At 60.0% G+C, this 12,231-nt stretch carries 11 protein-coding genes; 5 read left to right on the top strand and 6 right to left on the bottom strand.

From position 1 onward, the window contains the following. Nucleotides 1-103 precede the first annotated feature (103 nt). A complete protein-coding gene (locus tag ACR0DE_RS05530; protein ID WP_480752266.1) occupies nucleotides 104-1,093 on the top strand; it encodes a glutathione S-transferase family protein in 990 nt (329 codons plus the stop codon). Here the strand turns inward: ACR0DE_RS05530 and ACR0DE_RS05525 are convergent. After that, the gene (locus tag ACR0DE_RS05525; RefSeq protein ID WP_008756687.1) at nucleotides 1,075-1,437 is read right to left on the bottom strand and encodes a response regulator transcription factor; all 363 of its coding nucleotides are present in this window, start codon (nucleotides 1,435-1,437) and stop codon (nucleotides 1,075-1,077) included. The two genes, ACR0DE_RS05530 and ACR0DE_RS05525, sit on opposite strands and share 19 nt — an antisense overlap. A gap of 181 nt (nucleotides 1,438-1,618) precedes the next feature. On the opposite strand from ACR0DE_RS05525, the gene ACR0DE_RS05520 reads away from it, so the two are divergent. From ACR0DE_RS05520 to ACR0DE_RS05510, 3 genes are read left to right on the top strand one after another with little or no spacing between them, the layout of a single operon-like run. Beyond that, nucleotides 1,619-2,584 (top strand): threonine-phosphate decarboxylase, encoded by a 966-nt coding sequence (locus tag ACR0DE_RS05520; protein ID WP_480752265.1) that lies wholly within the window; start codon nucleotides 1,619-1,621, stop codon nucleotides 2,582-2,584. Continuing rightward, the gene (gene cbiB / locus ACR0DE_RS05515) at nucleotides 2,581-3,501 is read left to right on the top strand and encodes an adenosylcobinamide-phosphate synthase CbiB (protein WP_480752264.1); all 921 of its coding nucleotides are present in this window, start codon (nucleotides 2,581-2,583) and stop codon (nucleotides 3,499-3,501) included. Before ACR0DE_RS05520 ends, cbiB begins: the two co-directional genes overlap by 4 nt. Nucleotides 3,502-3,513: 12 nt before the next feature. Beyond that, nucleotides 3,514-4,677, top strand: coding sequence for a lytic murein transglycosylase (locus ACR0DE_RS05510; RefSeq protein WP_480752263.1), 1,164 nt, complete (start codon nucleotides 3,514-3,516; stop codon nucleotides 4,675-4,677). Between the two features lie 10 nt (nucleotides 4,678-4,687). On the opposite strand, the gene ACR0DE_RS05505 is transcribed toward ACR0DE_RS05510, so the two are convergent. The 5 genes from ACR0DE_RS05505 to ACR0DE_RS05485 form a co-directional block, all read right to left on the bottom strand. After that, entirely contained in the window at nucleotides 4,688-5,485 is a 798-nt protein-coding gene (locus ACR0DE_RS05505) for a class II glutamine amidotransferase (RefSeq protein WP_170648503.1), read from the bottom strand. Nucleotides 5,486-5,610: 125 nt separating this feature from the next. Continuing rightward, nucleotides 5,611-5,964, bottom strand: a complete 354-nt coding sequence (locus ACR0DE_RS05500) for a hypothetical protein (RefSeq protein WP_170392640.1) — start codon at nucleotides 5,962-5,964, stop codon at nucleotides 5,611-5,613. Between the two features lie 54 nt (nucleotides 5,965-6,018). Then, a complete protein-coding gene (locus tag ACR0DE_RS05495; RefSeq protein ID WP_170609763.1) occupies nucleotides 6,019-9,474 on the bottom strand; it encodes an AAA family ATPase in 3,456 nt (1,151 codons plus the stop codon). A 141-nt stretch (nucleotides 9,475-9,615) separates the two neighbouring features. Continuing rightward, entirely contained in the window at nucleotides 9,616-10,011 is a 396-nt protein-coding gene (locus ACR0DE_RS05490) for a hypothetical protein (RefSeq protein WP_170392642.1), read from the bottom strand. 45 nt (nucleotides 10,012-10,056) lie between these two features. Then, nucleotides 10,057-11,250, bottom strand: coding sequence for an aminotransferase-like domain-containing protein (locus tag ACR0DE_RS05485; protein WP_480587620.1), 1,194 nt, complete (start codon nucleotides 11,248-11,250; stop codon nucleotides 10,057-10,059). 151 nt (nucleotides 11,251-11,401) lie between these two features. On the opposite strand from ACR0DE_RS05485, the gene ACR0DE_RS05480 reads away from it, so the two are divergent. Continuing rightward, nucleotides 11,402-12,172 (top strand): FadR/GntR family transcriptional regulator, encoded by a 771-nt coding sequence (locus tag ACR0DE_RS05480; protein ID WP_480752262.1) that lies wholly within the window; start codon nucleotides 11,402-11,404, stop codon nucleotides 12,170-12,172. Nucleotides 12,173-12,231: the final 59 nt, after the last annotated feature.

The raw sequence follows: 12,231 nt of genomic DNA, 5'->3' as shown, positions 1-12,231 counted from the left end.
CCCCACCTGTGCGCGCATGCAGGCCTGATGCGCGCCCGGTGAAATAGGATCGTGACGCAAGACGGCCTATCTTTGACCCAATCGCAATGCGAAAGGAATAACGATGGGCCTGCTTGTCGACGGCGAATGGCATGACACCTGGTATGACACCAAATCCACAGGCGGGGCGTTCAAACGCTCGGCCGCACAGTTTCGCAACTGGATCACCGCCGATGGCGCGCCCGGCCCCTCGGGGCGCGGCGGGTTCGAGGCGGAATCGGGGCGCTATCACCTTTATGTCTCGCACGCCTGCCCTTGGGCGCACCGCACGCTGATCTTTCGTGAGTTGAAGGGGTTGAGCGACCATATCTCGGTCTCGGTCGTGCATCCTGACATGCTGGACAAAGGTTGGACCTTTGAGACCGACGACCATGGCGCGACCGGCGACAAACTGTTCGGATCAGAATTTGCCCATCAAATCTACACCCGTGCCGACCCTCACTATTCGGGCCGCGTTACGGTTCCGATCCTGTGGGACAAAGTTGAGAAAACGATCGTGTCGAACGAAAGCTCGGAAATCATCCGCATGTTCAACTCGGCTTTCAACGGGATCACCGGCAACACCGACGACTACTGGCCCGAGGCAATGCGGGACGAGATCGAAGAGGTCAACGCACGCATCTATTCCGATGTCAATAACGGGGTCTACAAATCCGGCTTTGCCACCTCGCAAGAAGCTTATGACGCCGCGGTTGGCCCTCTGTTCGACACGCTGGACTGGCTTGAGGATCGTCTGGCCCAGAACCGCTATCTGATGGGCAACCGCGTGACCGAGGCCGATTGGCGCCTGTTCACCACATTGATCCGGTTCGACCCGGTTTATCATTTACATTTCAAGTGCAACAAGCGTCGGTTGGTGGACTACCCGAACCTCTGGGACTTTACGCGGGAGCTATATCAATGGCCCGGCGTGGCGCAGACAGTGAACATGAACCACATCGTGCGCCACTATCACTACAGCCATGACAGCATCAATCCGCACCGAATTATTCCGGTGAATCCAACGTTGGACTATTCAGAACCCCATGGGCGGGATCAGCGCCCCGCCGCGTAGTGTTCGACCATGGCCGCCAGATCCTCGGGCGGGGTCGAGCTTTGGACATAGGCGCAGGCATTGGCGCTATGGGCAAAGATTGATCCGTCCGAGAAGAATGTGGTGTTGGTGACGAAGATCACTCGCGCCTCGGGCCTGCGATAGCTTGCGAAATCGGCAACCGCCAAGGCGCTGCCGGTTTCCAGAACCAGATCCAGCACGATGATATCGAATGCGGTACCATACAGTGCCAGGATCGCGGCCTCTTGCGTTTCGACCAGCGTGACTTCGGCCTCCTGCCTTTGCAGATGCCGCTGCCAGACCCGACCTAGATCGGGGTTACTCTCAACAATCAGTACTTTCATTTGCAACAACCTCGGCACGTGATATGGGTGAGTGGTGCCGACCCCTGTTGTCCGTGATCACGCGATTTCCTTAACAAAGTGTTAACAAGACCCGCACAGCGCCGTGATCGGGCGGATTCGCTTGTAAGAACGGCAAAAATCCGCTTGAAGCATGAGAAATAGGCGATTCCGGCTGGGGCAGATGGTTGGACAGGATGACAGATTGAACCCTCGGGCTGCACGCGATCATGGCGGTGGGCTGGATGGCGCGATGACGCGGTTTGGGGGCACGCGCGCAGACTGGATCGATCTGTCCACGGGGATCAATCCGCATGCTTATGAGGTCTCGGGCCTGCAGCCTCCGGACTGGATGGAACTGCCGGATCATGGCGCGTTCGAACGCCTCTCGGACGCGGCGCGGGTGTTTTGGAACGTGCCTGATGGGGCCGAGATTCTGCCATCGCCTGGTGCCTCTGCGGTGATTGCCCGCGTGCCCGCGCTGACCAAAGCCGGCCGCGTGCAGATCACGATGCCCACTTATAACGAACATGCCGCTGCATTCACCGCTCAGGGTTGGACGGTGCACGAGAGCGGCCCGGCTCAGGCACGTGTCATCGTAAACCCCAACAATCCTGATGGGCGCATCTGGCAGGACGCGGATGTCGACGCGCCGCTGACGGTGATCGATGAAAGCTTCTGCGACGTAACGCCCGAAGCCTCGCTGATTCATCTGGCCCAGCGGCCCGGCATCGTGATGCTGAAGAGCTTTGGCAAATTTTGGGGGTTGGCCGGGTTGCGACTGGGTTTTGCAATTGGCCATCCCGATCTTATTGCACGGTTGAATGACCTGACGGGACCATGGGCCGTATCCGGCCCGGCACTGCGGATCGGCGCGCAAGCGTTGTACGATGTAAAATGGGCTAATGAAACGCGCATGCGTCTGGCAAATGAAGCAACACGGTTGGATCAGCTTGTAGCGGCCAAAGGTGCGCGGCTGATTGGCGGCACCAGCCTGTTCCGCCTCTACGACGTTGATGACGCGACCGCCTGGCAAGACCGATTGGCGCGGGCGCATATCTGGAGCCGTATTTTCCCCTATTCCCGGACCTACCTGCGCCTTGGCTTACCGCCAGCAGACGGCTGGGCCCGGTTGGAAGCAGCGCTGTGAGCACCGCGTTCCTATTGGTTTGCGCCATGTGTCTGGACGCAGCATTGGGTGAGCCGGATTGGCTGTGGTCGCGGATTCGCCACCCTGCCGTACTGATGGGCAACGCGATTGGCTGGCTGGACAACCGGCTGAACCATGGGGCGTATCGCCGCCTCAAAGGGGTTGCGACGGTACTCATCCTGGTTGCGGTGGCGCTAATCCTTGGCCGGTTGCTAGCGCTGCTTGGTCCGGTCGTCGAGATCGTGATCTGTGCCATCCTTCTGGCCCAGAAATCCCTGATCACCCATGTTCGCGCAGTTGGCGAAGGCCTGTTGACCTCGCTTGCCGAAGGGCGCGCGCAGGTCGCCATGATTGTCTCGCGCGATACGCGAGATATGACCGAGGCGCAGGTGGCGCGCTCGGCCATCGAAAGCGCCGCCGAAAACTTGAGCGACGGGGTGATTGCCCCAGCCTTCTGGTTTCTGGTCGCAGGTCTGCCGGGGCTTCTGGTTTACAAGGTCGTCAACACCGCCGACAGTATGATCGGTTATCGCAACGACAAATACCGCGCCTTCGGCTGGGCAGCGGCGCGGCTGGATGATGTGCTGAACCTTGTCCCGGCACGCCTGACCTTCGTAATGATCGTCGCGCTGTCCAGCCAATGGTCGCGCTGGGGAGAGATGGTTGAGGATGCACGCCGCCATATCTCACCCAACGCAGGCTGGCCCGAGGCCGCGATGGCACGTGCGCTTGATATCGCGCTGGCAGGACCGCGCAGCTATGACGGGCAGATGCGGGATCTCGCCTGGGTGAACGGGAATGCCCGGCAAGAAATCGACGCGGCGGAGGTTTTTCGCGCATCAGACATGCTCTGGCAGGTATGGGGGCTTGCGCTTGGGCTCGTGTCGGTGTGGGTTGGGTTCAACTTCATATTCTGACGGATCAGCCTTATGCGTTTCCTTTCCGGCCTTATTGCCGCCGCCCTCTTCGCCTCGCCTGCACTCGCCCAATGCGGCGGCGGGTTCAATACCTTCGTCAAAGGGCTGAAAGCCGAAGCCATTCAGCAGGGTTACGACAAATCCACCGTCAACAGCTTTTTCAAGGGCGTGCAGCAGGACGGAGCCGTTCTGAAAGCCGACCGCGCGCAGGGCGTATTCCAGAAACCATTCATCGACTTCTCGCGGCGCCTGATTTCACAGAACCGGATCGACCGGGGCAAGGCCATGTCGGGCAAATACGACGCGGTGTTTGACCGGATTGAGCAGGAATACGGCATTTCGCGGGGTGTGCTACTGGCATTTTGGGCGTTCGAGACGGACTACGGGTCCTTTCAGGGCGATTTCAACACTCGCAACGCGCTGGTGACGCTGGCCCACGACTGCCGCCGCCCCGAGTTGTTCCGCCCGCAGATTTTCGCCGCGATCGAGCTGTACAGCCAGGGCAATTTTGACCCCGCCCGCACCACCGGAGCCTGGGCCGGTGAAATCGGCATGGTCCAGATGCTGCCCCGCGACATTCTGGAAAACGGCGTGGATGGGGACGGAGACGGCAAGGTTTCGCTAAAAACATCGGCGCCGGATGCACTGATGTCCGGGGCCAAGATGCTGTCGCATCTGGGTTGGCAACCGGGTCAGCCATGGTTGCAAGAGGTCACCGTGCCCGCGCAGATGGACTGGTCTCTCTCTGGCCCCGGCAAGCCCCGCTCGGTGTCCGAATGGCAGGCGATGGGCGTGCAGGCGCGCAGTGGGTCGTTGGCAAATCTGCCTGCCTCACTGATCCTGCCACAAGGGCATAAAGGCCCCGCCTTTCTGGCTTACCCGAATTTCGACGTCTATTTCGAATGGAACCAGAGCTTCGTTTACGTGCTGACCGCCGCCTATTTCGGCACACGGCTGGAAGGCGCGCAGATTTACGATGCAGGTAATTCTGCGCCGGGGCTGACGGGCGCGCAGATGAAGCAGTTGCAGAGCAAGCTACAGGCACGGGGTTATGATGTAGGCAAGATCGACGGCATCCTTGGGGCCGGAACCCGTGCGGCTGTGCAGGCTGAACAATTGCGTCTGGGTTTGCCAGCGGATGCGTGGCCAACGACACAGCTGCTGAACCAGCTATAAGGGTCAGCGCCTAGGCAACCTTTGCTGGTTCACGTTTCACTGACGGATCAAACGCATGGATAGATACCAGCGAGCCTTCTGTGACGATGGCGGTATTGGGCTGTATTTCAACCCAACCGTCACTGTCTGCATCAAGCGGTTCGGACGATATCACTATCCCGTCTTCTGAGGTTCGGTAATGCAGACTGGGTGCATAACGATCAGACGCATAGCGCGCCGCAAATACACGCTTGCCGTCTGACCAGCACGCAGCAAACCGCATATAAGGCGACGATCCGCATTGTCGGGACAGCGCTTCCACCCGCCCCACGGCCCGTGCCATTGCGTCGATCGGATTTGAATCCAGACCTTCGCCATGAGCAATCAAAAAGATCGCTTCACTTTCTGTCGCACCCATTCGGTGCCCGTATAAATGTGCCGGGATCATAGCATCGAGCTGCTGCCGGATTTGGTCATGCCCTCCAGCCTGGCCATTGTGCATGAAGCTCCATTTGCCAAATCCAAATGGGTGACAGTTGTTGCGCGAGGTCGCAGTGCCTGTCGACGCTCTTACATGGGCTAAAAACAGTCGTGATCGTGTGTGATGAGCCAGTTGTTTGAGATTTGCATCGGACCACGCGGGATGAGTGTCCTTGTAGAAACAAGGCGTTTCGCGATCAGAATACCAGGCCAGTCCAAACCCATCGGCATTGATTGGTGTCTTCCCAATCAACGCGTTGCGGCTTTGAATGACAAGCGATTGCTCTTGCTCCTGAATCAATTCATCCAGATATCGCTGCTCCCCAACCCAAGCCAAAAAACGGCACATTTGGCATCCCCATCAGTTTTTCGATCCAGGGCATTCTACAACTTGATTTGACGATGATTATCCCGTTTTCTTCCGTTTTTACTCAAAGCCTCTATCAAATTTACCAATTGATCGGGAAAAACAGATCAATTACTCGCTCTGACCGGGTAGCGATCGCCTTTCTCGTCGATCAGGATCAACCGCTCACCACTGCGGACATATAGGTCGCATCGGCTGAACCCATTGCGATACGCTATGCAAACACTGCCGTCCCCGGCGATGGAATAGGTGCCAAAGGCGGATTCTCCGCTGGCATAGGTATAAGAATAGGCCCCTCCAGCCGAGTATTTGGACTGGCCGTCGTCGTAGAAAGTGAGAGTGCGGCCGGCCAAAGCCTCCAATTCTTCTGGCGTCAAGGGGACGTCACCGGGTTTCGTGGGCCATTCGGCAGCCCAGAGGGGGTTGGCCGCGAGCAATGCGAGGGTGAAATATCGGATCATGATGCTAGCCTACCCTCATACACGGGTGATGGCTCATAACGTTGCAGTGATCGATCAAGCGACCATCTGCTCGGCCTTTTTCAGATCGACCGAAACCAGTTGGCTGACACCCTGTTCCTGCATCGTCACACCGAACAGCCGATCCATCCGCGCCATGGTCACCGCGTGGTGGGTGATGATCAGGAAACGCGTATCGGTCTGGCGGCACATCTCGTCCAGCAAGTCGCAGAAGCGGGTGACGTTGGCATCGTCCAGCGGGGCGTCGACCTCATCCAGCACACAGATCGGGGCGGGGTTGGCAAGGAACACGCCAAAGATCAACGCCGTCGCGGTCAGGGTCTGTTCGCCGCCCGAAAGCAGGCTGAGAGTCGAGAGCTTTTTGCCCGGCGGCTGGCACATGATCTCAAGGCCCGCATCCAGCGGATCGTCGCTTTCGACCATGACCAGATTGGCCTCACCGCCACCAAACAGGTGCTTGAACAGCATGGCGAAGTTGGAATTCACCTGTTCGAACGCGGTCAGCAGGCGTTCGCGACCCTCGCGGTTGAGGCTGGCGATGCCGCTGCGCAGGGCCTTGATCGCCTCTTCCAGATCGGCCTTTTCGCCGTTCAGCGTGTCGAATTCTTCCTGAACTTCTTTGCTGTCCTCTTCAGCCCGTAGGTTCACTGCGCCCATGGCGTCGCGCTGACGCTTGTGGCGGTTCACTTCGGCTTCAAGTGCGTCGGCGGCGGGCATCTGGTCAGGGTTCACGTCCAGTTGGTTCAGCAGCTGGTTCGGCGTCAGTTGCTGATCCTCGGCAATGCGTTCTGCTGCGGCGACTACGCTTTCCTTAGCGGCGTCGCAACGCGCCTCAGCCGCCGCGCGGCTTTCGCGCGCCTCCGAGGCCAGACGTTCGGCTTCGCGCTCGGCAAGAACCACCTCGCGCTGCTGGGTCTCGGCCTCGGCCAACTTGTCGGCGGCTTCGGCGCGCCGAGCCTCAGCGGTTTCGATCAGCTCGTTCAGTTCTTCCCGTGCCTCGGCGATTTCGCTGGGGGCCGCCATCGCCTCCGTCAGTTCTTCTTCCGAGCTTTCCTTGCGTTCGGCCAGTTCCGATATCCGCTTTTCCGCCGTTTCCAGACGATGCCGCCAACCGCTGAGGTCCTTAGTCACCTCCTGCGTGCGCCGAGTGCGCGCCTCGCCCTCGCGGCGCAATTCATCATGCGTCGAGCGGTGGGTCAGCATGGTGATCCGCGCCGCTTCGACCGTCTGTTTGATATCTTCGACCTGCGCGCGGGCGCTGTCGAGGTCGCCCAGGCCAGTCAACGCGCCTTCAGCCTCACGCAGTTGTGCGCGGGCGGACATGGCGTCTTCCTTATGACGGTCGACCGCGAGGGTCAGTGTTTCCAGCTTGCCCTGCGCCAGATTTCGATCCGCCTCAGCCCGGCTGAGCATCCGCGCGGTTTCCGCCATGCGCTGATCCGCGGCACGGCGGGCCTCGCGGGCGCGGCGGTCAGCCTCGGTTACATTGGCCAGTTGCTGTGACAGCGCTTCATGCGCGGCGCGGGCACCTTCGGCCTGCGCCTCGGTGCGGGTCAGTTCCTGTTTCAGCGCCTCAAGCTTGTTGAGCTGTTCCAAACGCAGGGCGGCAGCGCTTGGTGCATCCTCTGCCCAGGCGCGGAATCCGTCCCAGCGCCACAAATCGCCCGAGCGTGAGACCAAGCGTTGACCCGGTTTCAACGACGCCTGCAAGCGCGCGCCCTGATCCGCATCGACCAAACCGATCTGCGCAATACGGCGACTCAGGCGGTCGGGACCGGACACATGCAACGCCAGCGGCTCGGCCCCATCGGGCAAGGGCTGGTCGCTGTCATAGCCCGCTACCTGCACCCAACCTGAAGGTCCGTCGCCCTCGACCAACGGTGCGCGCAGGTCATCCGCCAGCGCAGCCCCCAATGCCTTTTCAAAGCCCGTTGCCACCCGCAGCATGTCGAGCACTTGCCCACCCTCAGCCGTGTCGCGTTCGACCAGCTTGGCCAGCGCGGTGGTCTCGGCCCTTATCGCGCCCAGTTCACCCTCGGCCTCGGAGCGTTTGGCGCGGGCCTCGGCCTCACGCGCCTGTGTATCGTTGCGCAGCTCGTCGGCGGCGGCCAGTGCTTCTTCCGCTGCCTCAGCAGCTTCGCGAGCTTCTTCCTCACCCTCTTGCGCGGTCTCGAACGCCTCGCTGGCACGGGAAAGGGCATTGCGCGCCTCGTCCACGGCGGCGCGGGCCTTTTCTTCCTCGCCCTCGGAACGAGCCAGTGTCTTGCGGCTGTCTTCAACCAGTCGTTGCGCCGATTGGTGGCGGGCCACCAGACGGGCCATGTCTTCGGTTTCCTGCGACAGGTGATCTTCGCGATCCTGCAGCACTGACGCTGCCTCGCGCGCAACTTCTGCAGCTTCAGCGACCTTTTCGTCATAGCCATCGGCGGCTTTGGCAAGCTCGCGGGCCTCCCATTCGAGCCGTTCGATCATCTCACCCGCGTCCCGGTTCAGACCGGATTCGCGTTCGATGTCGTTGCCCAATTGCTGGATACGGTTGGTCAGAGTCTCAATCGTCTGGCGTGCGCGGGTTTCCTGATCCGACAGCTGATCGCGCTGCACCTGCTGGCGCTGCAGGACGGCGGCAGCGATGGCCTCTTCCTCACGCAAGGGCGGCAGGGTTTCCTCGATCTCGGCGCGTTTGGCGGCGGATTCACGGGCGGATGCCTCGGCGCGAGAGGCTTCGGTGATCCGGTCGCGTAGCTTTTCCTCGGCCGCCTGACGGGCCATGTCGGCCTCTTTCCAACGGCGATAGAGCAGCATCCCTTCGGCCTGACGCAACAGCTCGCCGATCTCGCGATACCGCGCCGCCTGCCGGGCCTGACGGGCGAGTTGTGCCAACTGCCCGCCCAATTGTTCCAGCACGTCATCCACGCGGGTCAGGTTGGCCTCGGTGCCTTTCAGTTTCAGTTCTGCCTCGTGGCGGCGTTGATAAAGCCCGGAGATGCCGGCGGCCTCTTCCAGAATGCGACGTCGTGCGCGGGGTTTGGCGTTGATCAGTTCGGCAATGCGGTTTTGCCCCACCAGCGCAGGCGAATGCGCACCGGTCGAGGCGTCCGCGAACAGCATTTGAACGTCGCGGGCGCGCACGTCCTTGCCGTTGGTCTTGTAGGCACTGCCCACATCGCGGGTGATGCGGCGGACGATCTCCAACTGGTCGCTGTCGTTGAAGCCGGATGGCGCCAAACGTTCCGAGTTGTCCATCGTCAGGACCACCTCGGCAAAGTTGCGCGCAGGCCGAGTGGCAGCGCCCGCAAAGATCACATCCTCCATCGCGCCACCGCGCATGGATTTGGGACGGTTTTCACCCATCACCCAGCGCAACGCTTCCAGCAGATTGGACTTGCCGCAGCCATTCGGACCAACCACTCCGGTCAGCCCGTCCGCGATGATCAGATCGGTCGGGTCCACGAAGCTTTTGAAGCCGGTCAGTTTGAGTTTGCTAAAGCGCAATGGCTGCTCTTGGTATGATTCCTATGGGTAAGAAGTCTGCGCAACGGATGGGGGAGGTGTCAACGTGATTGCGCAGGATATGGGAGATTGGACCAAGTTATCCACAACATCTTGGCAAAACTACGCGGAGTCCCGCGTATCTCAGTAAGGCGAGCATTCAAAGACCTGATATCCGTAGTCTTCGTAATATCCGTAATCAACGCATTCATAGGGACGGCGAAGGAGTGCGCCGAAAATCAGTTTTTCCCCCAGTTCCTGGTCGCAGCCCAGCACACCCACAGTGACGGCCGCATCGCCAAGAACGTCCAGAAGCGGACAGCCCGAGACCTGCGCCATCGCCAACGCAGCCCGATCGCGGATCGGACCCAGACGCGGCGCGTATTGCGGGTTCACGCGGACGGCCTCGGCCAGTTCATTGCGGACGCGGACGTCAAAGATACTGCCATTCACCGCGACGCGCGTTGCGGGCAAGTCGCGAAAATAGGGTGTACCACCCGAGCAGGCGGCGAGGCACAGGAAAGCGAGCACGCGGATCATGCTGCTTTATTAGCGACAATATGGTTAATGAAACCTTTCCCCGGTTCAGGCGCGCAACACTTCTCCTAACCGGCGTATACCCTCGCGGATCGTGTCCTCATCCGAGTTGGAAAAACTCAGTCGAATGGTATTCGACCCGGTGTCGTCGGGATAGAAAGCCTGACCGGGTACAAAGGCCAACTTGACCGTTTCCAGCGCCCTCGCCAGCAGGTCGGCGCCGTTCATTTCCTTGGGCAGAGTGACCCAAATGAACATGCCACCCTCGGGTCGGGTCCAGTCGACGCCATTGGGCATGTGCTGGTTGAGCGCCTCAAGCATCGCATCGCGGCGCGCGGCATAGGTCTGGCGTAGCATGGGGACATGAGTGTCGAAGCGATCCCGTGCCACCTGATACACCGCCATCTGGTTGATCGTAGAAGAATGCAGATCAGCCGCCTGTTTCAGCAGCACCAGTTGCGAGATCACCGGTTTTGCTGCAACCACCCAACCCAGCCGCAACCCCGGTGAAAGAGTTTTCGAGAAGCTGCCGCAATAGATCGTCCGGCAGTTCTCGATCGATCCCTTGCGCGCCTGTTCTAACGCGAGGATCGGAGGGATCGGATCGCCGTCATAGCGCAGCGCTTGATAGGCTCCGTCCTCGATTACTGCACAATCCAATTCATCTGCCAGATCGAGCAGCGCCTCCCTGCCCCGCAAATCGGCCGTCTCACCAGTCGGATTTGCAAAATCGGCGGAAAGATAAGCGAATTTGATCGGGCTGTTACCGGCGGCGGCCTGGTATTCGGCAGCCCCACGATTGCCATTGATGCTAAGCTGGTCAAAGCGCGGCTCATAAGCGTCAAACGCATTGAGCGCGCCCAGATATGTGGGCCACCCAACCAACGCAGTATCACCCGGTGACAAGAACAACTTACCCAAGTAATCCAGCGCTTGCTGCGAGCCTGAGGTGATCAGGATGTTGTCGATGCCGCACGTAACGCCGATCCCACGCATATGGTCGGCCAGCCATTCACGCAGCGGGGCATAGCCCTCGCTGACCGAATATTGCAGCGCCTGCGCCTGTTGATCTGGGCTAAGCGCATTTTGAAACGCTTCGGCGAAAGCCTCTGCTGGAAACAAAGCGGGGTCGGGAATACCGCCTGCGAAGGAAATGATACCGGGCTCGCCCAGCAGTTTCAGCAATTCGCGGATTTCGGAAGCCTTCATCCGAGCGGTTCGGGTGGCGTAGAGCTGATCCATCGTAGGGGGCCTCCTCCGCCCTTGGGTCGCAGATTAGGCAATGCGCCTCTTATGTCAATAATTCTGACCTAATTTTTCAACCTCTGTGAGCGACTTGAACGCCCCTTACAAACGTGGTCAAGTGACTTGACCAATTCCAAGTGGTAGCCAGATGCCTTTTCAAAAAGTTCAAACCGAAAAACTGTCACTGGCTGTTGTGCGCCAGATCGAACTGCTGATCCTGCGCGGCATTCTGCGCCCCGGAGAACGCCTGCCCCCAGAACGGGAGCTGGCCGAGCGGATGGGCGTGTCGCGCCCGTCGCTGCGCGAGGCAATCTCGGACCTCCAGGAGCAGGGATTGCTGACTGCCAAGGCCGGATCGGGCATCTATGTGGCCGAGGTTCTGGGCTCGGCCTTCGCGCCAGCTTTGATCCGGTTGTTCGGCAATCACGACGAGGCAGTGTTCGACTATCTCTCATTCCGGCGTGACATGGAGGGTCTAGCGGCTGAGCGTGCCGCCCGCATGGGCTCGGGCAGCGATCTGAAGGTGGTGCAGACCATACTGGACAAGATGGAAGACGCCCACGCCCGCAATGCAGCCGAAGAAGAGGCGCATCTGGACGCCCAGTTCCATATGGCGATCATCGAGGCCAGTCATAACGTGGTGATGCTGCATATGATGCGGTCGATGTTCGATCTGCTGCGGCAGGGCGTATTCTACAACCGACAGATCATGTTCCAGCAACGCACCACCCGCGACGCAATTCTGGACCAGCACCGAGCCATCAACACAGCCCTGCAGGACCGCGACCCGAAAGGGGCACGGAAGGCGGTCGAAGATCATCTGAACTTTGTCAAAAGCTGCATGGCCGATCAGCAGAAGGCCCTGCGCAATGAAGAGATCGCGCAACAGCGTTTGAAGCACGAGACTGGAGAGGTCTGATCCTTCAAACTGGAAGCCACGAAAAGAAAAAACCCGAGAGCCTGAAGCCCTCGGGTTTT

The sequence above is a fragment of the Ruegeria sp. C10 genome (genome assembly GCF_056537805.1).
Note: the sequence above shows the minus strand (reverse complement) of the source record. Positions and strands in the feature narration are given on the sequence as shown.